Source organism: Actinacidiphila sp. bgisy167 (genome assembly GCF_057707665.1).
Map to the genome: position 1 here is coordinate 14,972 of NZ_JBYIQP010000053.1, position 21,573 is coordinate 36,544.

The 21,573-nt window shown below is 73.4% G+C and carries 26 protein-coding genes; 13 read left to right on the top strand and 13 right to left on the bottom strand.

Going from position 1 to position 21,573, the window contains the following annotated elements:
* Positions 1-24: 24 nt before the first annotated feature.
* Positions 25-996, top strand: coding sequence for an aldo/keto reductase (locus AC3ET4_RS20070; protein ID WP_431951272.1), 972 nt, complete (start codon positions 25-27; stop codon positions 994-996).
* 100 nt (positions 997-1,096) lie between these two features.
* Here AC3ET4_RS20070 and AC3ET4_RS20075 read toward each other — a convergent pair whose 3' ends face one another.
* The 3 genes from AC3ET4_RS20075 to AC3ET4_RS20085 all read right to left on the bottom strand — a co-directional run bounded on the left by AC3ET4_RS20075 (position 1,097) and on the right by AC3ET4_RS20085 (position 5,179).
* Positions 1,097-1,666 carry a glycine-rich domain-containing protein gene (locus tag AC3ET4_RS20075; protein WP_431951274.1) on the bottom strand — a complete coding sequence of 190 codons (570 nt, stop codon included), beginning with the start codon at positions 1,664-1,666 and terminating at the stop codon, positions 1,097-1,099.
* Positions 1,667-2,804: 1,138 nt separating this feature from the next.
* On the bottom strand, positions 2,805-4,202 hold the full coding sequence (locus tag AC3ET4_RS20080) for an FAD-binding oxidoreductase (RefSeq protein ID WP_431951276.1): 1,398 nt from the start codon (positions 4,200-4,202) through the stop codon (positions 2,805-2,807).
* A gap of 404 nt (positions 4,203-4,606) precedes the next feature.
* Positions 4,607-5,179, bottom strand: a complete 573-nt coding sequence (locus AC3ET4_RS20085; RefSeq protein WP_431951278.1) for a dihydrofolate reductase family protein — start codon at positions 5,177-5,179, stop codon at positions 4,607-4,609.
* Between the two features lie 525 nt (positions 5,180-5,704).
* Here AC3ET4_RS20085 and AC3ET4_RS20090 point away from each other — a divergent pair.
* The 8 genes from AC3ET4_RS20090 (at position 5,705) to AC3ET4_RS20125 (ending at position 12,265) form a co-directional block, all read left to right on the top strand.
* A complete protein-coding gene (locus tag AC3ET4_RS20090; RefSeq protein WP_431951280.1) occupies positions 5,705-6,967 on the top strand; it encodes an NAD(P)/FAD-dependent oxidoreductase in 1,263 nt (420 codons plus the stop codon).
* 172 nt (positions 6,968-7,139) lie between these two features.
* Positions 7,140-7,739 (top strand): sulfite oxidase-like oxidoreductase, encoded by a 600-nt coding sequence (locus AC3ET4_RS20095; RefSeq protein WP_431951282.1) that lies wholly within the window; start codon positions 7,140-7,142, stop codon positions 7,737-7,739.
* A complete protein-coding gene (locus AC3ET4_RS20100) occupies positions 7,709-8,464 on the top strand; it encodes a ferredoxin reductase (RefSeq protein ID WP_431951284.1) in 756 nt (251 codons plus the stop codon). The genes AC3ET4_RS20095 and AC3ET4_RS20100 overlap by 31 nt, the downstream gene beginning before the upstream one ends.
* A 206-nt stretch (positions 8,465-8,670) precedes the next feature.
* On the top strand, positions 8,671-8,826 hold the full coding sequence (locus AC3ET4_RS20105) for a hypothetical protein (protein WP_431951286.1): 156 nt from the start codon (positions 8,671-8,673) through the stop codon (positions 8,824-8,826).
* A 24-nt stretch (positions 8,827-8,850) separates the two neighbouring features.
* On the top strand, positions 8,851-9,006 hold the full coding sequence (locus AC3ET4_RS20110; RefSeq protein WP_431951288.1) for a hypothetical protein: 156 nt from the start codon (positions 8,851-8,853) through the stop codon (positions 9,004-9,006).
* Between the two features lie 148 nt (positions 9,007-9,154).
* Positions 9,155-10,765 (top strand): benzoylformate decarboxylase, encoded by a 1,611-nt coding sequence (gene mdlC / locus AC3ET4_RS20115; RefSeq protein WP_431951290.1) that lies wholly within the window; start codon positions 9,155-9,157, stop codon positions 10,763-10,765.
* Between the two features lie 22 nt (positions 10,766-10,787).
* Complete coding sequence (locus tag AC3ET4_RS20120; RefSeq protein WP_431951292.1) at positions 10,788-11,528, top strand: SDR family oxidoreductase; 741 nt, start codon at positions 10,788-10,790, stop codon at positions 11,526-11,528.
* 221 nt (positions 11,529-11,749) lie between these two features.
* Complete coding sequence (locus AC3ET4_RS20125) at positions 11,750-12,265, top strand: CGNR zinc finger domain-containing protein (RefSeq protein WP_431951294.1); 516 nt, start codon at positions 11,750-11,752, stop codon at positions 12,263-12,265.
* A 190-nt stretch (positions 12,266-12,455) separates the two neighbouring features.
* Here the strand turns inward: AC3ET4_RS20125 and msrA are convergent, their stop codons facing one another.
* A complete protein-coding gene (gene msrA / locus AC3ET4_RS20130) occupies positions 12,456-12,968 on the bottom strand; it encodes a peptide-methionine (S)-S-oxide reductase MsrA (protein ID WP_431951296.1) in 513 nt (170 codons plus the stop codon).
* Position 12,969: 1 nt separating this feature from the next.
* Complete coding sequence (gene msrB, locus AC3ET4_RS20135; protein ID WP_431951298.1) at positions 12,970-13,437, bottom strand: peptide-methionine (R)-S-oxide reductase MsrB; 468 nt, start codon at positions 13,435-13,437, stop codon at positions 12,970-12,972.
* A gap of 168 nt (positions 13,438-13,605) precedes the next feature.
* Here msrB and AC3ET4_RS20140 point away from each other — a divergent pair, with 168 nt between their 5' ends.
* The 3 genes from AC3ET4_RS20140 (at position 13,606) to AC3ET4_RS20150 (ending at position 15,508) form a co-directional block, all read left to right on the top strand.
* Positions 13,606-14,283, top strand: a complete 678-nt coding sequence (locus AC3ET4_RS20140) for an RNA polymerase sigma factor (RefSeq protein ID WP_431951300.1) — start codon at positions 13,606-13,608, stop codon at positions 14,281-14,283.
* Positions 14,280-14,495, top strand: a complete 216-nt coding sequence (locus AC3ET4_RS20145; protein WP_431951302.1) for a hypothetical protein — start codon at positions 14,280-14,282, stop codon at positions 14,493-14,495. The genes AC3ET4_RS20140 and AC3ET4_RS20145 overlap by 4 nt, the downstream gene beginning before the upstream one ends.
* Before the next feature lie 413 nt (positions 14,496-14,908).
* Complete coding sequence (locus AC3ET4_RS20150; protein WP_431951304.1) at positions 14,909-15,508, top strand: GNAT family N-acetyltransferase; 600 nt, start codon at positions 14,909-14,911, stop codon at positions 15,506-15,508.
* A gap of 120 nt (positions 15,509-15,628) precedes the next feature.
* Here AC3ET4_RS20150 and AC3ET4_RS20155 read toward each other — a convergent pair whose 3' ends face one another.
* Entirely contained in the window at positions 15,629-16,309 is a 681-nt protein-coding gene (locus tag AC3ET4_RS20155) for an LAETG motif-containing sortase-dependent surface protein (protein WP_431951306.1), read from the bottom strand.
* Between the two features lie 166 nt (positions 16,310-16,475).
* On the opposite strand from AC3ET4_RS20155, the gene AC3ET4_RS20160 reads away from it, so the two are divergent.
* Complete coding sequence (locus tag AC3ET4_RS20160) at positions 16,476-17,672, top strand: HEAT repeat domain-containing protein (protein ID WP_431951308.1); 1,197 nt, start codon at positions 16,476-16,478, stop codon at positions 17,670-17,672.
* Here the strand turns inward: AC3ET4_RS20160 and AC3ET4_RS20165 are convergent.
* From AC3ET4_RS20165 to AC3ET4_RS20195, 7 genes are all read right to left on the bottom strand, one after another.
* On the bottom strand, positions 17,651-17,866 hold the full coding sequence (locus AC3ET4_RS20165) for a VOC family protein (RefSeq protein WP_431951310.1): 216 nt from the start codon (positions 17,864-17,866) through the stop codon (positions 17,651-17,653). The two genes, AC3ET4_RS20160 and AC3ET4_RS20165, sit on opposite strands and share 22 nt — an antisense overlap.
* Positions 17,863-18,162: a VOC family protein gene (locus AC3ET4_RS20170; protein ID WP_431951312.1), complete on the bottom strand. Its 300-nt coding sequence runs from the start codon at positions 18,160-18,162 to the stop codon at positions 17,863-17,865. The genes AC3ET4_RS20165 and AC3ET4_RS20170 overlap by 4 nt, the downstream gene beginning before the upstream one ends.
* Positions 18,163-18,227: 65 nt before the next feature.
* Positions 18,228-18,401, bottom strand: a complete 174-nt coding sequence (locus AC3ET4_RS20175; RefSeq protein ID WP_431951314.1) for a hypothetical protein — start codon at positions 18,399-18,401, stop codon at positions 18,228-18,230.
* Complete coding sequence (locus tag AC3ET4_RS20180; protein WP_431951316.1) at positions 18,398-18,568, bottom strand: hypothetical protein; 171 nt, start codon at positions 18,566-18,568, stop codon at positions 18,398-18,400. The genes AC3ET4_RS20175 and AC3ET4_RS20180 overlap by 4 nt, the downstream gene beginning before the upstream one ends.
* Before the next feature lie 34 nt (positions 18,569-18,602).
* Positions 18,603-19,412 carry an ABC transporter ATP-binding protein gene (locus AC3ET4_RS20185; RefSeq protein WP_431951318.1) on the bottom strand — a complete coding sequence of 270 codons (810 nt, stop codon included), beginning with the start codon at positions 19,410-19,412 and terminating at the stop codon, positions 18,603-18,605.
* Positions 19,409-20,548, bottom strand: coding sequence for a FecCD family ABC transporter permease (locus AC3ET4_RS20190; RefSeq protein WP_431951320.1), 1,140 nt, complete (start codon positions 20,546-20,548; stop codon positions 19,409-19,411). The genes AC3ET4_RS20185 and AC3ET4_RS20190 overlap by 4 nt, the downstream gene beginning before the upstream one ends.
* Positions 20,545-21,549 (bottom strand): FecCD family ABC transporter permease, encoded by a 1,005-nt coding sequence (locus AC3ET4_RS20195; RefSeq protein WP_431951322.1) that lies wholly within the window; start codon positions 21,547-21,549, stop codon positions 20,545-20,547. Before AC3ET4_RS20195 ends, AC3ET4_RS20190 begins: the two co-directional genes overlap by 4 nt.
* Positions 21,550-21,573: the final 24 nt, after the last annotated feature.

The window sequence follows — 21,573 nt, forward strand, 5'->3', positions numbered from 1 at the left end:
ACACCAGCACGCGGAGGCATGGACGTGGAGTACACGAAACTCGGCAAGACCGGTCTGGACGTCTCGCGGATCTGTCTGGGGTGCATGAGCTACGGCACGCCGGACCGCGGCAACCACCCATGGACGCTGGACGAGGACGCCGCCCGCCCGCTCATCCGCCGAGCCGTGGAGGCCGGCATCAACTTCTTCGACACCGCCAACGTCTACTCCGACGGCACCAGTGAGGAGATCGTCGGCCGGGCCCTCGCCGAGTACGCGTCCCGCGAGGAGATCGTGCTGGCCACCAAGGTGCACGGCCGCATGCGTTCCGGCGCCAACGGGGCGGGCCTGTCCCGCAAGGCCATCCTCACCGAGATCGACGCGAGCCTGCGCCGCCTGGGGACGGACTACGTGGACCTCTACATCATCCACCGCTGGGACCCGCACACCCCGATCGAGGAGACGATGGAGGCCCTGCACGACGTGGTGCGCGCGGGTAAGGCGCGGTACATCGGCGCGTCCTCCATGTACGCCTGGCAGTTCTCCAAGGCCCAGTACACGGCCGAGCGCCACGGCTGGACCAGGTTCGTCAGCATGCAGAACCACTACAACCTCCTCCACCGCGAGGAGGAGCGGGAGATGCTGCCGCTCTGCGCGGACCAGGGCGTCGGGGTCACCCCCTGGAGCCCTCTCGCCCGGGGGCGGCTGACCCGCGACTGGGACGCCGGCAGCGCCCGGCAGGACACCGACGGGTTCGGCAACACCCTCTATCTCGAGGAGGACCGGGTGATCGTCGACGCCGTGGCGTCGATCGCGGCCCGGCGCGGGGTGCCGCGGGCGCAGGTCGCCCTGGCCTGGGTGCTGGGCAAGTCCGTGGTCACGGCGCCCATCGTCGGCGTCGGCAAGGAGTCGCACCTGGAGGACGCGGTCGCCGCGCTGGATGTGCGCCTCACCGACGCGGAGGTGAAGGAGCTGGAGAGTCCGTACCGGCCGCACGCCGTCGTGGGCTTCTCCTGACAGGCCGCGGGCACGCGCCTGTCAGCTCGGGCGCCGGGTGCCCGAGCGGACAGGGCAGGGCCCGGCACACCGAGGTGCGCCGGGCCCTGCCCTGTCGCAGCTACCACCAGATGACGACGTATCCGTTGCCGCCGGTCTCGCCGACGCCGCCCGCACCGCCCGAGCCTCCGGTGCCCGCGGCCGTCGGGGCCGTCGAGGCCGGTTGGACGATGCCGTCGACCGCCGGTTCGCCTCCCGGTCCCGCCGGAGCGGTCCCGGGCGTGCCGCCGGCTCCACCGCCGGCGCCCTGCCGGGTCGTGCCCAGCCCGGGGCAGATGCCCGGGCCGCCGGCGCCGCCGGCCAGGACCTGCCCGCCCGCACCGCCGGACGCGGTCACCACATCGCCGAGGCCGTTGTCCACGGTGGTGCTCGTCCCCGCCGCCCCGGGCCCGGGCGCGGGCGCTCCCGCACCTCCCGTGCCGACGTTCACCGTGACCTGGGTGAGCGGCTGGACGGGGAGGACGCACCAGGCGAAGCCGCCACCGCCACCACCGGATCCACTGGTGATGGTGTCGCCACCCGAACCGCCTCCGCCGGCGCCCCACGCCTGGACGAAGACCGAGGTGACCCCTGGGGGCGGTACGAACAGGCCCTCGGTGACGAAGTCCACCAGGCCGTGTTCCGGAGCCACTCCGGGAGGTCCGGGAGGTCCGGCGGGACCGGGGGCGCCCGGTGCACCGGGGTCGCCCTGCGGTCCGGCGGGACCGGGGGCACCCGGTGCGCCGGGGTCGCCCTGCGGTCCGGGAGGCCCGGCGGGACCGGGGGCACCTGGTGTGCCGGGAGGCCCGGCGGGTCCGGCCGGCCCCTGCGGACCGGCAGGCCCGGGCGGGCCGGGCGGACCGGGGATCACCGGGCCGCCGTGGTGATGGTGGCCGGGGCGGCTGGGGCAGTACCCGGGGAAGGAGGGGAAGCGGAAGCACGGGTCGGAAAGACCGGTTTCCTTGCCGGGGTTCACGGCGGCGGACTCGCCGCCTTCGGCGCCTCCCGCGTACGCGGCACCTGTCAGGGCACTGGACGCCAGGGCCATGCTTGCGGCCACCGTCCACATCCGCATCCCGCCTCGACGCCGCTCACGCACCGCCTGAGGCACGGCTATTCGGGACAACACGTCACCTCCTAGAAGGGGCCCGCCGGGGGCGGCAGACGCCGCTCACCAAAGGAAAGGGCTGTCGGAGACAGCGGCGAGCCCACAGCAAGAATCGCCCTGTGTAGCGAAGTGTGCACATTGAGTAGCCGAGCGGGTGACGTCAGTCCTCCCGGGCGCCCCGGTTCGCCCGCGGCAGGCCGGAGTCCGACTCGGCGCGCCGCGGCGTGTCCCAGCGCGTGCTCTTGTTCCGTACCCTGTCCCGGCGCCTGCGCCGTCCCGGCGCCTGCGCCGTCCCGGCGCGGCCCGATCACACCTCGTGCAGCCGGCGGCGCGGCGCAGCCCAGGCACCGGCACTCTCGGCGCCGCGGCCCTGGGCGGACCCGTTCGGCTTCCGCAGGGCATGCACCTCGCCCCGCAGGACGTGCATCTCGCGGCGCGTGTCGGCACCGGCCCGCGGGGGCCACCGTGTTCCCGGTGATCGGCAGGTCGTGGGACTCACCGTGGTCGATCTCGACCCGCTCGCCGGTGAAGCCGAGCAGGACGGGGCGGTCGGCGAACCACTCGTTGTCCTGGACGTCCAGGACCAGCCGGACAGGGGTCGATACGGGTCAACGGACGGCCGACGAGGGCACGCGGTCGTCCCTCGATCCCGAAGCCGGACACCCCTGGTGTTCTCAGAAGGTCACGAGACGGCGGGTGGGATGTTCTGGTTGGCGCGGAAGAAGTTGTGAGGGTCGTACGTCTCCTTGACCGCGGCCAGCCTGTCGTAGTGATCTCGGTAGGTGCCCTCGACTCGGCCGGCGGTCTCGTTCTCGCCGAGGAAGTTGATGTAGGCGCCGCCCATGGAGTGGGGGTGCAGGTCGGTCCAGTAGTCGACGCTCCATTGCCGGATGAGGCCCGCGTTGGCGGGCTCGGGGTCGATGCCGGCAATGACGCCGGACCACACGGCGTCCCGGTAGGCCCAGGCCGTGTCGTCGGAGTCGACGCGGCGTGCCGCCCCGTCCACCGGGTAGAGGTGCATGGTGGTGAGCCCGGTGGGCAGGTTCGGGCCGAACTTCTCGTGTACGGCGATGGCCTCGTCCGTGATGGCGTCGAAGAAGTCGCCTCGCCAGTACCACTGCAGCCCCTTGGGCATCAGTCCGTCGAACATGCTCTGCAGGGACGGGTAGGGCATGGGCGTGGTGAAGTGGAACGCCGGCGGCCCTGGTTCGTCGACGACGGTCAGGGTCTCCTCCAGACGGTCCCCATCGAGGTCGCCCGTGAAGCACCACACCACGCCGCACACCTTCCTCCCGTGGATCTGCTCGGGGAAGGGCGGTACGGGCGGCACGGTCAGCAAGGCGAAGAAGCCGGAGAGGGTTTCGGGTGCGGCGGGCAGGAACTCCCGGTACCACTGGAGTACTTCGCGCGTGTGGTCGACGGGCCACAGGGTCAGCGCGACGCCCACGGTGTCCACGGGGTGCAGCCGGAAGGTGAACGTGGTGACCACACCGAAGTTGCCCCCGCCGCCGCGCAGCGCCCAGAACAGGTCGGGATGTTCGTGCTGCGACGCGGTGACGTAGGTGCCGTCCGCGAGGACCACGTCGGCGGAGAGCAGGTTGTCGATGCTCAGCCCGTACCGGCGGGTCAGATGTCCGTGGCCGCCGCCGAGGGTGAGACCGCCGATTCCGGTGGTCGATATGGTCCCGGTGGGAGTGGCCAGGCCGAAGGCGTGGGCCGCGTGGTCGAGGTCGCCCTGCCGGCTTCCGCCGCCCACGCGCGCGGTGCGCGTCGCGGGGTCGACGTGCACCCAGCGCATCGGGGTCAGGTCGAGGGTGATTCCGTCGTCGAGCACACACAGCCCCGGACCGCTGTGACCGCCGCCGCGCACCGCGAGTTCGAGCCCGGTGTCCTTAGCGAAGGCCAGGACGGTCCGGACGTCCGCCACGTCGACACAGCCGGCGATCGCCGCCGGGCGCCGGTCGATCATGGCGTTGTAGACACGGCGGGCCTCTTCGTAGCCGGGGTCCCCCGCCACGGCGACGGGCCCGCGCAGCGTCTCTCGCAGGCCTTGGAGAGCCTGCCCGTTGATACCGCCCATGACCAACACCCTCACTGATGCGTGTGCGGGGCTGACGGGGATCGCGACGCGAGCGGCCGACGGGGAGCGCGACGCGCGCCTGTGGGCGCCTGCGCCACGGACTGGCACGGTGCGTCAACTCCGCTGGTTCCATTGTTCGCCTGCCCCGCACCCCCCGCATGTCGGGTTCCGGCCCGGACGATGTGTCGGGCCGTGGAGCTCACCCTCGGTGACGCCTGGGGTACGGACTGTCCGGGCGTCGGTGTTTTCGGTCTCACCTCCTGGACCGCGCAGACACGGCGGTGTGACAAAGAGGCAAGGGATGTGCCCGATCGGCAAGGAGCCCAGGTCCGGCGCCGGGTCCATGCCCCCGTGGACGCGGCCCGTGGCTCACGTCGGCAGGGACCCGGGGGCGGGCGCGTCCGTCAGCGGACGACGTCGAAGACGTTCTTCTGCAGGCCGTTGGCGTAGGCCTCGTGTTCGACCAGCCTCAGCTTCTGGGCGTCCTTGTCCGTGGTGCTGAACAGACGTGTGCCCGCGCCGAGCAGGAGCGGGAAGACGAGCAGGTGGTAGCGGTCGATCAGGCCGGCGTCGGAAAGCGCTCGGTTCAGGGCGGCGCTGCCGTGGACGATGATCGGCCCGCCCTCGGTGTCCTTCAACGCGGCCACGTCGTCGAGCGATCGCAGGATCGTCGTCTCGCCCCAGTTCGGCACGAGGTCGTCCTCGGTGAGACTGGTGGAGACGACGTATTTCGGCATGATCTTGTAGTCGGCGAACTCCGCCATGTCCGGCCACACGGGGCTGAACGCCTCGTAGCTGACGCGGCCCATCAGCATGGCGGCGGCCTCCTTCTGCTCCCGCCCCTTGATCTCGAAGGCCTCGGGCAGGAACTCGATGTTCTTGAAGGTCCAGCCGGAGTTCCGGTAACCGCTCTCGCCACCCGGGGCCTCCACCACGCCGTCGAGCGACATGAAAGCGGTGCTGATCAGAGTGCGCATCGTCGTCTTCCCTCGGTGTCTCGTGTCAGGTTCTCGGCGATCGGTCCGTGCTACGCCGTCACGGTCGCGTCGCGGCGTGCTCGCCATCATGGCTGACTGCCGGTCGCGCGGGAACTCATCGGCCGCGCGCCGCAGGATTCGACGGGAGCGGTGTTCCGACGGCACGGACCGCCGTCGGGGCGTCGGCCGAGGGCAGGCCGCAGGTGGCGACCTGACGGGGGTTCACGCCGTGCGCCGCCACGAGAACGTCTCGCGAGACCCGCGGAACTCGACCGGTGGCGGGCGGCCCTGCCGCCCGCGGTGGCGGCGAGCGAGCGCTGGGTGATGCTCCGGCGGGCGCCGGGCGGGATCCGGAACGTCGTGCGGAAGCGAAGAGGCGCGAGCGCAACCGCAGGATGTCTGGCCCCGGCCCGGCGCGGGGCGCCCCTTCGGCGGTGTGTTGCGGGGGGCGTTCCGGGGCGCCAGCCGCGTAGCGTGAGGGCGGTCGGCCCGTATCAGGGTGTACGCGGACGAAAGGCATGGACCATGCTGCAGGAACGCGGTGGCCGCTGCGACGTGATCGTGGTCGGGGCGGGCGCCGCCGGGCTGGCGTGCGCGGCGGACCTCGCCGTTGCCGGGTTGGCGGTGCGGGTGCTGGAGGCCTCGGACGCCGTCGGTGGCCGGATGCGCACCGACCGGCACCGCGGCTTCCTCCTCGACCGCGGCTTCCAGGTTTTCAACACCTCCTACCCGCAGGTGAAACGGCGCCTTGAGCTGGCGCCGCTGCGGCTGCGGCCGTTCACCCCGGGTGTCCTGGTGCACACCTCCCGGGGGAGGCTGCGCTTCGCGGACCCGACCCGGCCGCCGTACGCGTTGGCAGATCTGCTCCCCGGTCGGCTCGCGTCGGGACGCGACCTGGCCGCCCTGGCCGTCCTGAGCGCCCGCGACATGGTGCTTCCCGCCGCACGGCTGCGCGCGGGCCCCGACACCACGACGCTGACCGCGCTGGCCGCCGCGGGCATCTCGTCCGAGCTGGTGGAGACCCTGTTCCGGCCTTTCCTGTCCGGGGTCTTTCTCGAGGACCAACTGGAGACCTCCAGCCGCTTCTTCCACTTCGTCTGGCGCAGCATGCTGCGCGGCACCCTCGCCCTGCCCGCCGAGGGGATCGGCGCCGTGCCCGCGCAGCTGGCCGGGCGGCTGCCGGAGGGCACGGTGTCCACGCAGGCCCCGGTGCGCGAGCTGACCGGTGACGGGGTGCTGCTGGAGGACGGCACGGATCTCGCCGCGCCCGTCGTGGTGGTGGCCACCGGACCTGGGGCGGCGGTGAGGCTCCTGCCCGGGCTCACTGCGCCGCCGACGAGGACGGTGACGACCTTCTACCACGCCGCGAACCGGTCGCCCCTCGCCGAGCCGACGCTGATGGTGGACGAGCGCCGGCGCTTCCTGAACACCGTGGTCCTCACCGAGGTGCAGCCCGGGCTGTCCCCGGACGGCCGCGCCCTTGTGGCGACCTCGGTGCTCGGAGTGCCAGGAACCGACGACGAGCCCGCGCTGACCGCGGCGCTGTCGGAGGCGTACGGCACGGACGCCGCCGCCTGGGAGCCGTTGCACCGCCGCACCGTGCGGGAGGCCCTGCCGGCGATGCCGGCGCCGCTCGCGATGACCCGCACGACCCGCTTCGCGCCGGGGCGCCATGTCTGCGGCGACCACCGGGCGACCGGGTCGCTCCAGGGCGCGCTGGCCTCGGGCACGCGGGCCGCCCGGGAAGTGCTGGCGGACCGCCGCCGGGCGGCGACGCGGCTGCGCTGAGCGCGGGGGTCGCGCCGCGCGGCGCGCCCCGCTCGCGGGGACCGGGCGCCAGGCCCGCCGGCTCCGGTGGACCGGACGGCGCCGGTCCGCGATGCTGAAGTTCCGCATGTTCCGCACGTTCCGCGTCCACGGGCGAGCCGGGGGCCGGCGAGAAGAAGAAGGGCGGCGCGGCATGCCGATCATCTCGCGCGGATTCCACGGCCGGCGTCCCACCTCGGGCAACAAGCTCCCGCCGGGACAGTACGAGACCTTCGACTTCCCCGTCCTGTCGGCCGGCCCCACCCCGCGGATCACCCATGAGGACTGGGAGTTCACCGTCACCACCGAGGACGGCACCCGCCACCGGTGGAACTGGGCGCAGCTGACGGCGCTGCCCGCGCAGACCCCGACGGTCGACCTGCACTGCGTGACCAAGTGGTCGAAGTTCGGCACCCACTGGCGCGGCGTGTCCCTGGACACGCTGCTGGCCGAGGTGGAGACCGCCGCCGAGTACGCGCTCGTCCACTCCTACGGCGGCTACACCACCAACCTGCCCCTGGAGGACCTGCTCGACGGACAGGCGTGGATCGCCTACGAGTACGACGGCGAGGAGCTCGACCCCGAGCACGGGGGCCCGGCCCGGTTGCTGGTCCCGCACCTGTACCTGTGGAAGTCGGCGAAATGGGTCCGCGGCCTCCGGCTGCTGCTGGACGACGAGCCGGGCTTCTGGGAGAGCGTCGGCTACCACGACTACGGAGACCCATGGCGCGAACAGCGGTACCAAGGCGACTAGGCGACCGTCTGCGCTGGCTCGCCGCCGAACTGGTGGCACGGCGCCACGAGTCCGCGGCCGCGCGGACGCTGGTGTTCGACGTGCCCGGCTGGCCGGGCCACCTGCCCGGCCAGCACGTCGACGTCCGGCTCACCGCGGAGGACGGCTACAGCACCCAGCGCAGCTACTCCCTGGCGTCCACGGCCGACGGCGACCGGATCGAACTGACCGTCCAGCGGGTCGAGGAGGGCGAGGTGTCGCCCTATCTGACCGACGACCTCGCCGTCGGGGACGCGATCGAGCTGCGCGGGCCGGTCGGCGGCTGGTTCGTGTGGCGCCCCGAGCAGACCGAACCGGTGCTGCTGGTCGCGGGCGGTTCCGGGCTGGTCCCGCTCATGGCGATGGTGCGCGCCCGCGCCGCGGCGGGCAGCCGAGCGCCGTTCCGCCTGCTGTACTCCGTGCGCACGCCCGAGGACCGGTTCTACACAGACGAGATGGAGCGTGGCGCGCCCGGCCTCGACACGACGTACCTCTACACCCGGTCGGCACCGGACGGCGGTGCCCGCCCCGCGGGCCGGATCCAGGCGCGCGATCTGGCCGAGTGGGGCTGGCCCGCGGACTTCGAACCCGCCTGCTACGTGTGCGGACCCACCGGCTTCGTCGAGACGGCCGCGGGACTGCTGGTGGCCCTCGGCCACCACCCGGACCGGATCCGCACCGAGCGCTTCGGTCCCAGCGGGGGGTGACCCCGGGGCGGCGCCGTCGGCCCCGAGCGCGCCCGGCCCCGCGCGTCGCGTTCGCAGGGCCGCTGGGTGGTAATCCCGTTCCCAGGTCCACCTGGGCCCGCCGGGTCTGCGATGAGGGGCGGTGCGCCCGCTGTTCCAACGGATCGAAGGGCGGCGGTCCGGGACACGGCCCCCGCGCAGACCAGGAACGAGGAGAGCGCTTTCCGATGCTTGCCACCGTCGCCCCCGAGGACCGATGGTTCGTGGGATTGCGGTTCCGTACGGCCCAGGGGGCCGTGCGCAGCCACTACTACGTGGTCGGCGAGGCCGCCGACGCCGAGGACGCGGTGCGGACCGCGTCGGACCGCGCCGCCGACGCGTAGGAGCGCGCGGCGCGGGAGAATGCGGTGATCGACGGCGTCGAGGTGCGCCGGCTGCGCTGGAACCCCCTGGGCTGGGCTTACCTCACCGCCTCGGACAGGGACGCCGGCGCCTCGCTGCGCCTGGCGCGCGAAGGGTGGCGGACCGCTGAGTCCGGGGGCACGCACCACCCGTTGGGATGATCGGACAGTGCGACATGTCCGATGTGCCGGGTGGGCGCGAGGGAAGCGTCTAGCGTCACGGAGACGGCGACGTGTGAGATCCCGCGACCGGTGGGCGCCGTCCGCTTCGGACCCGAACCCAACCCTGTCCACGGGAGCAGTGCGCACCATGAGCGAGCGGTCCACCGTCCACGACGTGACCTACGATCTGCTGCGGTCACTGCGGCTGACCACGGTCTTCGGCAACCCCGGATCGACCGAGGAGCCGTTCCTCCAGGACTTCCCCGACGACTTCACCTATGTGCTGGCTCTCCAGGAGGCCTCCGTCATCGCCATGGCGGACGCCTACGCCCAGACGACCCGCCGCCCGGCGCTGGTCAACGTGCACTCGTCGGCCGGCCTGGGGAACAGCGTCGGCAATCTGGTCGCCGCCTACCACGGACACACCCCGCTGATCGTCACCGCGGGCCAGCAGCACCGCGAACTGGTCATCGGCGAGCCCTATCTGGCCAACCGCGAGGCGACGACTCTGCCCAGGCCGTGGGTGAAGTGGTCGTACGAGCCCCTGCGGGCCGAGGACGTGCCCGAGGCCTTCATGCGCGCCTACGCCACGGCGCTGCAGCCGCCCGCGGGACCGGTGTTCCTCTCCGTCCCGCTCGACGACTGGAACCGGCCCCTGACCGGCCCCGCGGTCGTGCGCGGGGTCAGCACGGCGTACGCGCCGGACCCGGAGCGGCTGCGGGCCTTCGCCGCCCGCATCACGGCGAGCCGGCGACCGGCGCTGGTCTTCGGGCCCGAGGTGGACCGCGCCGGCGGGTGGCACGCCGCGGTGGCGCTCGCCGAGCGGTTGCGGTGCGCGGTCTACAGCCCCCCGCTCGCGGACCGCGCGTCCTTCCCCGAGGACCACCCGCTCCACCAGGGTGCGCTCGGCATGTCGGTGCGGGCCATCGGCGAACGGCTCACCGGCCACGACCTGGTCGTGGTCGTCGGGGCCGACGTCTTCCGGTACTACCCCCACGTCCCGGGCGAGATCCTGCCGCCCGGGACCGAACTGCTGCACCTCACGTGCGACCCGGCGGTCGCCGCGGCGGCCCGGGTCGGGGACAGCCTGCTGGGCGACACGCGGATGTCGCTCGAACTGCTCACCGAGGCGGTCGCGGACGGCGCCGACCGCGAGCCGCCCGAGCCCATGCCGCGCCACCGGAAGCCGGCGCCGACTCCGAGCGGCCCGCCGACGCCCGCCGAGGTCTACGCGGCACTCGCCGAGGTCCGCCCGGAGCACGCCGTGTTCGTCAACGAGTCCACCTCGACCATGGCCGAGCACGCCGCGTGGCTGCCCGCCGTGGAGCCCGAGTCGTTCTACGCCACGCCCAGCGGCGGCATCGGCTGGGCCCTGCCGGCGGCCGTGGGCGTCGCTCTCGGCGACCGGGACCGCGGGGTCAGGCGCCCGGTGGTGGCGCTGATCGGGGACGGCTCCTTCCAGTACTCGGTGCAGGGGCTGTGGACGGCCGTGCAGCAGGGGCTGCCCGTCGTCTACGTCGCGATGCGCAACGGCGAATACGCGATCCTGAAGTCCTTCGCCGACCTGGAGGAGACCCCGGGCGTGCCCGGGCTGGACCTGCCGGGTCTGGACATCGCCTCGGTCGCGCGGGGCTTCGGCTGCCGGGCGGCCGAGGTGACGAGCACCGCGGAGCTCGCACGGGAGTTCACGGCCGCTCTGGAGGCCGGGGTCGCCTCCGTCATCGTGGTGACCACCCGGCCGCAGAAGATCACCTTTTGACGAGCCGGGAAGGGACGCCGCGATGGATCTGGGATTCCGGGACCACGTCTACGTGCTGACCGGAGGCACCCGGGGACTCGGCCGTGCCGTCGCGGAGGTGCTGACCGCCGAGGGCGCCCGGGTGGTGGTCACCGGGCGCAGCGCCGCCTCGGTCGCCGAGGCGGCCCGGGACCTCGGCGGTGACGCCCGCGCCCTCGGCGTGGTCGCGGACAACGCCGAGCCGGGGTCCGCCGTCCAGGTCGTGGGGGCGGCGCTCCGGCACTTCGGCCGACTGGACGGCGCCCTCGTCAGCGTGGGCGGGCCGCCCGTGGGCACGGTGATGGAGGTCGACGACCAGGTGTGGCGGGACGTCTTCGAGACGACGTTCCTGGGCGCGGTGCGCATGGCCCGGGCCGCCGCGCGCGCGTTCACCGGCGCGGGTTCGATCGCCTTCGTCCTGTCGTCCTCGGTCCGCGAACCGATCCCCGGGCTGGCCCTCTCCAACGGCCTGCGGCCGGGGCTCGCCATGGTGGCCAAGACGCTCGCCGGCGAACTGGGCGGGTCGGGCACCAGGGTGAACGGGCTGCTGCCCGCGCACATCGACACCGAACGCGCCAGGGAAGTGGCCGCGCTGACCGGTGGCGGCAGCCCGGAGAACGCGCTGCGCCGCACGGGACGGCCCCTGGAGTTCGCGACGGCCGCGGCTTTCCTCCTCTCGCCGGCCGCGAGCTACCTCACCGGCGTGATGCTGCCCGTCGACGGCGGCCAGCTGCGTGCGCTGTGACCTCCCCGCCGACCGCGGCGCGGGGTGGGGTGCCCGATGATCCGGGCGTGGCCTGTGGGAAGGAAGCGGGTGCGGGCGGGGGCCGGGGCTCCGCGCCTCACACGGCCCCGCGCGGCGGCGCTCGACCTCGCCCGGGACCGCGGTCGCGCACTGCCGTCACGCGCGGGCGTAACCTGCCAAGGTGTGATGACAGGTTACCCAAGGGAGGGTGGGGTGCCGGCATGGCGGACGATACGGCGGACGACGATCTCCTGCTGGAGCTGCTCAACACGACCCCGGTCGCCGACGGGACCCAGGTGGACGAACTCGCCGACCCCGAGGCCGGCCGCCGCTGGCTGCGCGCCCACGGCGGCTCGGGAACGGCGCAGGAGCTACGCCACCTCCTGGAGGCGCGCGACGCGCTGCAGCGCGTCGTACGCGGGGACGGGCAGCCCGCCGACCTGCAGAAACTGTTGGCGGGGGTCGCCCGGACGCCGAGGGTGGCTCCGCACGGCATCGACTGGGTGCTGGAGGCACCCAGTGACCGCGTGCCCGCCGTCCGGGCCGTTACGGCCTGGGGTGTGCTCCAGGAGAGCAGGCCCGGACGCCTGCGGCCCTGCGCCAACGACGAGTGCCGGCTGTTCCTGCTCGACCGCAGCAAGGCCAACACCGCGCGATGGTGCTCCATGGCCGCCTGCGGCAACCGGATGAAGGCCCGGCGCCACCACCGGCGCGCCCGCGCCGCGGCCGCCGGCTGACATACCCCGGCTCACGTACCGCCGGCTCACGTACCCCGCCTGACGTACCCCGGCTCACGTACGCCAGCTGACGCGTGACGGCTGGAACACCTCGGCCGTCACGCGACGGCGGCCCGGGGCCGTGGACCCCTGGCCGCCGAGGGCCGCCGCACCGCCCGAGCCCGTCGCCAGGGCGGCGCGACCGGGCAGGTCAGCCCTTCGCGCGGACGGGCAGCCGCCAGTTCGGCCGCGGGAAGTGGCAGGTGTACCCCTCCGGGTAGCGCTCCAGGTAGTCCTGGTGCTCCGGCTCGGCCTCCCAGAACGGCCCGGCGGGCTCGACCTCGGTGACGACCTTGCCGGGCCACAGGCCCGAGGCGTCGACGTCGGCGATGGTGTCCTCCGCGACGTGCTTCTGCTCGTCGTCCACGTAGAAGATCGCCGAGCGGTAGCTCATGCCGATGTCGTTGCCCTGGCGGTTCCTCGTCGTCGGGTCGTGGATCTGGAAGAAGAACTCCAGCAGCGCCCGGTAGTCCGTCTTCTCGGGGTCGAAGAGGATCTCGATCGCCTCGGCGTGGGTGCCGTGGTTGCGATAGGTCGCGTTGGGCACGTCGCCGCCCGTGTAGCCGACGCGGGTCGCGACCACTCCGGGCTGCTTGCGGATCAGGTCCTGCATGCCCCAGAAGCAGCCGCCCGCGAGCACGGCCCTCTGTGTCTGTCCTGCCATGTCAATCCTCCGAATCGGTCCTGTCACCATTGTCGAACAACCCGAGGTAGGCCCCGTAACCTTCCCGCTCCAGGTCGTCGGCGTGGACGAAGCGCAGCGAGGCGGAATTGATGCAGTAGCGCAGGCCGCCGGTCTGCCGGGGGCCGTCGGGGAAGACGTGCCCCAGGTGGCTGTCGCCCACGGCCGAGCGGACCTCAGTGGCCGACAGCCCGTAGCCCGGGTCCGGCCGCTCCACGACGTGGGTCCGGTCCAGCGGCCGGGTGAAGCTCGGCCAGCCGCTGCGGCTGTCGTACTTGTCGACGGAGGCGAACAGCGGCTCCCCGGAGACCACGTCGACGTAGATCCCGGGCTCCTTGTTGTCCAGGTAGGCGCCCGTGAAGGGGCGCTCGGTGCCGTTCTCCTGTGTCACCCGGTACTGCTCCGGTGACAGTCGCGAGACGGCCTCCGGATTCCTGTGGTAGCCGGTCACGGTCCCTCCTTGCTCGCGGCTCTCTGTTTTCCGTACGCCCATTGGTGACGGGGGACGCGCGGGTCTTACCTCCCGTACACGGCCGGTTTCCCGGGGCCGGGGACCGGGCCGGTCGGGGCCGGCGCGGCCGTGGGGGTGGGGGCGGGGGGCCGCGTCTAGGATCGCTGCATGGGTCCCGCGGAGAACGACGGCCGGGCCGGCGAAGGCCGCCGGGGCGACCGGCCCATGGACGCGGAGTCCGCGCAGTGGGTTCGGGCGCTGTCGGCGGACGGCGAGGCGTACGAGGAGGCGGCCGCCCGGCTGCACGCGCTGCTGCTGCGGATCGCGTACGCGGAACTGCAGCGGCGCGGGTCGCGGCACGGCATCGCCGGGCCGGAGCTGGACGACATCGCCCACCAGGCCGCGGCTGACGCCGTGCTGTCGATCACGCGGAAGATCGGCGCTTTTCGCGGTGACAGCCGCTTCACGACCTGGGCCTACAAGTTCGTCGTGAACGAGGTGTCGAGCAAGCTCGGCCGGCACTTCTGGCGGACGGCCGGCGTGCGGCTCGACCCCGAGGCGTGGGAGCGGCTTCCGGACCGGCTCGGTGTCGATCCCGTGCGGCGGAGCGAGGCCCGGGAGCTCGTCGAGGCCCTGCGCGAGGCCGTGGAGGAGGAGCTCACCGAGCGCCAGCGCCGGGTGTTCACCGCGCTCGCGGTGAACGGCGTGGACGCCGACGCCCTCGCGGCCGAACTCGGGACGAACCGCAACGCGCTCTACAAGACGATGTTCGACGCGCGACGTAAGCTCCGCGCCCGGCTCGCCGCTCATGGACATCTGCCCCTGACGACAGCGAGGCGCTCATGAACGAATGGCAGGGCCTTGACGACCTCCTCAGCCCCGACCCGCTGGATCCCGGCTGCGACGGGGCGTTCGACCTGATGGACGTCTACCTGGAACTGTTCCTGGCCGACGCGGCGCCGGAGCGGCGCTATCCCGGGGTCGCGGCACATCTGCGCGGCTGCCCGGCCTGCGAGGAGGACTTCCGCGGGCTGCTGGCCGCGGTGACCGGGGGCTGACCGGGGGCCGGCCGGGGCGGGCCGGTGAGCGGCGGGCCCACGCGGCGCGCGGCCTCCCGCACGACGGCGCCCCGTCGCTGCACACGCGGAGCGAGCCGGGCCTGTGCGGACGCGGGGGCGTCGGCGGGGCCCGCCTCCCGGTAGAAGAGCCGGTGCCCCTCGACGTCGGCGTAGTGGTGGTGCACGTCAGGCACGCCTCACCCCATGGATCCGTATCGACGGTTACGTGCAAACGCAGGGAAGGTAACCTGTCGAATTTTTCATGGTGGTTAGTTCGGCGCCGTCGGGCGACGGTCCGGAGGTGGGCGGGAAGCGACGGTGGCCATCCGGTGTTGTTCGAGGCCACAGGGGACTTCGGGCACCCGCCCGGCGTAGGGCCGGCGACGGGCCCGCGACAGGGACGGAAGACGCAGATGACTGGTACCGGCGCGGCGCGGCGCGCGAGGGGCAACGAGGAGACCCGGATCGTCACCCCCCGGCTGGTACTGCGGCCGTGGCGCCCCGAGGACGCGGAGGCGGCGCTGACCGTCTACGGGACGGACGACGTGACGCGCTGGCTGGCCCCGGCGATGACCCGGCAGCCCGACGCGGCGTCCATGCGGGAGCTGCTGCGTTCCTGGGTGGAGGAATGCGACGCCCTGGAACGGCCGGCCGGACGCTGGGCGATCGAACTGCGCGAGACCGGCGAACTCGTCGGCGGAGCCGCCGTCCTGCCGCTCCCGCCGCACGGCGTCGACCTGGAGATGGGCATGCAACTGGCTCAGCCGTCGTGGGGCATGGGCCTGGCCGCCGAGGCCGGGCACGGCCTGGCGCGGTACGCCTTCGCCTCGGGCGTCGACGAACTCTTCGCTGTGGTCCGCCCGCGGAACGAGCGCGGGGTCGCGACCGCCCGCAGCGTCGGCATGGAATGGGTCGGGGAGACCGAGAAGTACTACGGCATGCGGCTGCAGGTGTACCGGCTGCGCAAGGGGGAGTTCGAGGCCTCCCACCGCATCGGGTCAGCGGCCTCCTGACGTGGGGCGTCCCCCTCTCCGGGGCGCGGCGCGAAAGCCGGGTGCCGGACCGTACGGAGCACGGTCCGGCACCCTTGGGTCATGCATGGCGCGTCACCGCGCCGCCGTCAGTGACCGGGGTCAGTGACGGGCAGCGGCGCGGCGCTTGCGGTTCGCGAAGAGCAGACCGCCGCCGGCGAGCAGCGCGACCGCCGCACCGCCCGCGAGGAGCGGGGTGGAGCTGGAGGCACCGGTCTCGGCGAGGTCGCCGGCCGGGGACTCGTCGGTGGAGGGGGTCGAGGCCACAGCGGTGGGGGCCACGCTGGCCGCCTCGCTCGGCGCCTCGCTGGCCGCCTCGCTCGGCGCCTCGCTCGGCGCCTGGCTGGGCGTCTCGCTGGGCGCGGGAGACTCGGTGTCGGCCTCCGACTGCGTGGGGGTGGGCGTCGGCGTGGCCTCGCCCGAGCCCTCGCAGACGGGGGCGGTCTTGTCGCCCTCGAACGAGTAGCGCTGGCCGTCGCCGGCCTTCACGCTGAGGTGCAGCTGCATCTCAGCGCTGTGGGCCGGCAGCTCGACGGTGTCCTTGAACGAGGCGTCGAAGGTCTCGGACAGCAGTACCTTGCCGTCGGCGGTGAGGGTCACCGTGTTCGTGACCTTCGCGTTGTACGCCGTCAGGTTGATGTCCACCGTGGAGCAGTCAGCGCTCCAGCGAGGCGTGTGGGCGGACGCCGGGGTGGCGCACAGGCCGAGGCCGATGACGCCGGTCGCGGCGGCCGCTATCAGGGTGCCGGGGCGGTGCCAGGCACGGCGGGGGGATACGGTCACTGGTTCTCCAGGCTGTTGCTGAATCAGATGCCAATGGCAGCCGCAATCTACTCTCCCGCTTCACATCGTCCACTGCCGCCCCACAGCTAACGCGGAAACGGGGGTGAAAGGCCGGATTCGCCTGATGCGCAGGGCCGTTGTCAGACCCATGCCGGAGACTGCGGCCATGTCCGCGAACGACGCCACCGCCGCCCTGCCCGAACCGGCCGCCTTGTTGCTGGAGACCGACTGGTCCGATCTCGCCCACGCCTACGGGCCCGCCGACGGCACACCTGACGACCTGCTCGGCCTCCTGCACGACGATCCGGAGGTGCAGGCGGAGTCGCTCGGCCGGCTGGAGATGTCCGTACTGCACCAAGGGTCGTTGTACTCCGCCACCCCACCGGCCGCGCTGTTCGTCGCGGGCATCCTGAGCGACCCCCGCACACTCGCCGTTCACGAGGGCTTCTTCCCCTGGGACGACCGGGTCGGGCCGCTGCGCGCCGCGCTACTGGAATGGCTGGGCGAACTCGCCGAGTCCGCGGCGTACGAGGACGAGGAGGAGGACGATGAGGACGACGGCGAGGAGTGGGCCGAGGAGATCGCGGCGACCGAGGCCTGCCGTGCCGTCCGCCCGCAGCTGTTCGACGCGGTCGCGCTCTGGCTGGACGACGCCGACGGCACCGTCAGGGAGGCGGCCCTCGGCGCGGTGACACATCTGCTCCGGGCACCCGAACTCGCCGACCGCTTACCGGCCGCGGCCGATCGCCTGGAGCGGATCGCCAGAGGCGGCGGCGACCGCCGCGAACGGGCGGGCGCCCTCCTGTCGCTCGGCGCCTGGGGCCATGACACGGTCGGCTTCCTGACGGACCCCGACCCGGCGGTACGCGCCTGCGCCGCCCTGGGCACCACCGGCCCCGGCGCCGTGCCGGCCCTGCTCGACGCGCTCGGCGACCCCGCGGCCGCCGACGCGTGGTTCGGCGAGCCGCTGCCCCAGTTCGACGGCTGGTTCCGGTTCACCCTGCTCCGCGGACTGCTCGACCGCGCCCAGGACTTCGAGCAAGTCCTCCCGGCCGCCCTCGCGCTGGTCCCGATGTGCAGCCAGTACACTGTCGACAGTGACTGGGGCCCGCTCCTCGCCTCCGCCTTCCCCCTCCCGTACGCCCCCGGCCGCCCCCTGACGGGCGCCCAGCGCGCCTTCCTGCAGGCCCTGTCCGACCAGGACGACTGCTGGGGGAACGTCGCCAACCGCGTCTCCTGGCTCCGGTCCGCGGGACTCCCCACGGAGCGCGACCCGCTGCGAGCCCTCCTCGTCGCCGCGCCGACCGTCACGGGCGGAGAGCGCCGGACGGTCGTCCCTGATCAGCCGCCGTCGCGCAGGTAGCTCGCGCGTCCGTCGTCGTCGAGGTCGAACGGCCCCTCGGGGACGACGCAGAACTCGTTCCCCTCAGGGTCGGCCATGACCAGGAACCCGCCCTCCGCGTACTCCCCGAGCACCTGCCCGCCCAGCGCCTCGATCCGCGCCCGCTGCGCGGCCGGATCGGGCGAGGCCACGTCGAAATGGACGCGGTTCTTCACGGACTTGGACCCGTCCGTCCGGGGATGCCCAGGCCCGGACCCTCGCCCCGCGCGAGCCAGACGTACGGGCCGATCCTCGCCACGACCTCCCGGCCCAGCAGCTCACCCCGAAACGCGGCCAGGCGCTCCGGATCCGCGGAGTCGAGGCCCGGACCCTCGCCCCGCGCGAGCCAGACGTACGGGCCGATCCTCGCCACGACCTCCCGGCCCAGCAGCTCACCCCGAAACGCGGCCAGGCGCTCCGGATCCGCGGAGTCGACGACGATGTCCTTGACGGTCAGACGGGTTCCGCTCATGACGCGATGCTGCCAGACAGCGCCGCGCCGGCGCCCGGCGGATCGTCGGCGGACGCGGTGCCGCCTCAGCTCCCTCCGAGGGGGAGCGACGCCGCGAACTCCGCCAGGGCGGCGGCCCGCGGCGGCATCCGGCGGGGGAGGAAACGCCGGTAGTGGTCGGCGACGAGGCGGCGTAGTTCAGCCTCGTCGGGTGGGGCGCCGCTGCGTTCGAGCGAGACACGGTGGGGCTCGCCCGTCATGCGGGGTGGGCGTGCGCGTCGAATCCGCAGGTGTACTCCTCCGGCAGTTCCCAGAAGTCCTCGGCGTGGGCGACGTCCTTCAGCACGTTCCTGTGGAAGTCGTCGTCGAAGACGATCACGGGGCCGACCGGTCCGGTGCGTTCACCCGGACAGTATGTCCGAGGCATGTGGCCTCCGCAGTGCCGTTCGGCGGGGGAGGGGTCACCCGGCGGCAGCGGGCTGCCAGGGCACCCCGGGGACGACGAGGGGGCTGCCCGTGACCGGGTCGGGGACGACGACCGACGACAGGCCGAAGACCTCGTGGACGAGTTCCGCCGTGACGACGTCGCGGGGTGCGCCCTGGGCGACGATCCGTCCGGCCTTCATGGCGATGAGGTGGTCGGCGTAGCGGGCCGCCTGGTTGAGGTCGTGGAGCACGGCGACGACCGTGCGCCCGCGCCGGTGGTTGAGGCGGCGGACCAGGTCCAGCACCTCCACCTGGTGGGCGATGTCGAGGTAGGTCGTCGGTTCGTCCAGCAGCAGCAGGTCCGTCTCCTGCGCGAGGGCCATGGCGATCCACACCCGCTGGCGCTGGCCGCCGGAGAGCTCGTCCACCGGCCGGTCCGCGAGGTCCGCGGTGCCGGTGTGCTCCAGGGCCTCGGCGACGGCGCGTTCGTCGGCCTCGGACCACTGCTGCCACCACCTCTGGTGCGGTTGGCGCCCGCGCGCCACGAGGTCGGCGACGGTGATGCCGTCCGGCGGGGTGGGGCTCTGCGGCAGTACGCCGACGGTCCGGGCGATCTGGCGGCCGGGCAGACGGGAGAGCTCTTCGCCGTCCAGCAGGACCGTGCCGGAGCGCGGCTTGAGGAGCCGGCCCAGCGCGCGCAGCAGCGTGGACTTGCCGCAGGCGTTGGGGCCGACGATGACGGTGACGCTGCCGTCGGGGATCTCCAGGTCCAGGCCGTCGACGACGGTGCGGTCCTCGTACGCCAGGGTCAGTTCCCGGGCGGCGAGTCGGCTGGTACGGCTCATGAGGTGGTGCCTCCGGAACGGCTGCGGGTGCGGGCGATCAGCCACATCAGGTACGGGGCGCCCACCGCTGCGGTGAGGACGCCGACGGGGAGCTCGACGGGGGAGAACAGGCGCCGGGCCAGCAGGTCGGCGACGACGACCACGAGCGCGCCGGTCAGCGCCGAGGACAGCAGCGGGACTTGCGCCGTACGGGTCAGCCGGCGCGCGATCTGGGGGGCGAGGAGGGCGACGAAGTCGATCGGTCCGGCGGCCCCGGTCGCCACGGACGCCAGGACGATGCCGAGCGCGGTCAGGCCGAGCCGGACGCGGTCCAGGCGGATGCCGAGGGCCACGGCGGTGTCGTCGTCGAAGGACACCCCGCGCTGGGCCCAGGCAGCCCACAGCACCGCGGGGATCGCCAGGAGCAGCACCGTAGCCAAAGGCGCGGCCTGGTCGTAGCCGCGGCTGTTGAGCGAGCCCGTCAGCCAGACCTTGGCCTGCTGTGCGACGAGGAAGTCGCCCTTGGTGAGGAAGAGCTGGGTCAGCGAGCCCAGGGCGACCGAGACGCCGATGCCGACGAGGACGAACCGCGAGGCGTGCAGCCCGCGGCGCCAGGCGAAGACGTAGACCACCAGCGCCGCGCCGAGCCCGCCGGCGATCGACACATACGGCAGGGTGGTGTGCGAGACGAGGCCGAAGCTCATCGCGGCGACCGTCGCGGCGCCCGCGCCATGGGTCACCCCGATGACGTCGGGGCTCGCGAGCGGGTTGCGCGCGACCGTCTGCACCAGCGCCCCGGCGATGCCGAAGGCGAGTCCGGCGAGCATCCCGACGACCAGTCGCGGCAGCCGCAGTGTGCCGACGACCAGTCGGTCGGGGCTGGGCCGGCCGAGGAGGACGTCGACGACCTCCACCGGGGAGACCAAGGACTCGCCGACGCAGAGGTAGACCACGACGGCTGCCGCCAGCAGCACGGCGAGGACGGCGGCGACCAGGACGGCCCGGCGGTGGAGCAGGAAGCTGCTCCCACCTCGGCGCAGCACGGTGTGGCCCGCCGGGCGCACGGACCGGGCGGCACTCCCGGCGGCCGTCGCGGCGGGGGGAACGGCGCCCTGACCCGTGGCCGGCGCGGTCCGCGTGCGACTCGTGCCGCTCATGCGGCGACCACCGTCCGGCGCCGGACCAGCGCGATGAGGAACGGCACGCCGAGCAGCGCGGTCATGACGGCCACCGGGACCTCCGAGGGCGGGAAGACGATACGGCCGAGCACGTCGGAGGCGAGGATCATCACCGGCCCGAGGAGGACGGCCACCGGCAGCACCCAGCGGTGCGCCGCGCCGACCAGGGCCCGGGCGATGTGCGGCACGGCCAGGCCCGTGAAGGCGATCGGGCCGACCGCGGCGACGGCGGCGCCGGTGAGCACGGTCGCCCCGACCGCGCCGAGGACGCGCAGCCGCGCCACGTTGTGGCCGAGGCCCTTGGCCGCGTCGTCGCCGAGCGCCAGCGCGTCCAGGCCCCGCGCCATGGCCGCGACGAGCAGCAGGCCGGCCGCGACGAACGGCCAGATCTGGCCGATGACGTCGCTGCCGCGGCCGCTGATGGAACCGACCTGCCAGAAGCGGAACTCGTCCAGCGCGTGGGCGTCGGTGGTGACGATCCCGGAGACCACGGAGGCGAGGAAGGCGTTCATGGCCGCGCCCGCGAGCGCCAGCTTCACGGGAGAGGCGCCGCGGTAGCCGCCCGCCGCGACGGCGTAGACGGCGACGGCGGCGACCGCCGCGCCCACGAAGGCGAACCAGACGTACCCGGTGAGCGTGTGCACGCCCAGGAACGCGATCGCGCACACCACGCCGACGGAGGCGCCCTGGCTGACGCCGAGGATGCCGGGTTCGGCGATCGGGTTGCGGGTGATGCCCTGCATCACCGTCCCGGCGACGGCGAGGGCGGCGCCGGCCAGCACCCCGATGACGGTGCGCGGTACGCGCAGCGCCCGCACCACCTGGGCGTCGTCACTGGTGCCGCCGTGCAGCAGGGCCTGGACCACCTCGCCGGGGGCGATCTGGCGGCTGCCGACGGCCAGGCTCAGCAGGACGGCGATCAGCAGCATCACCGCGCACCCCACCAGCCAGGCGATACGGCGACGGGTCGATCGCGCCATGCGCCGCGCTCACTCTCTCTTTCC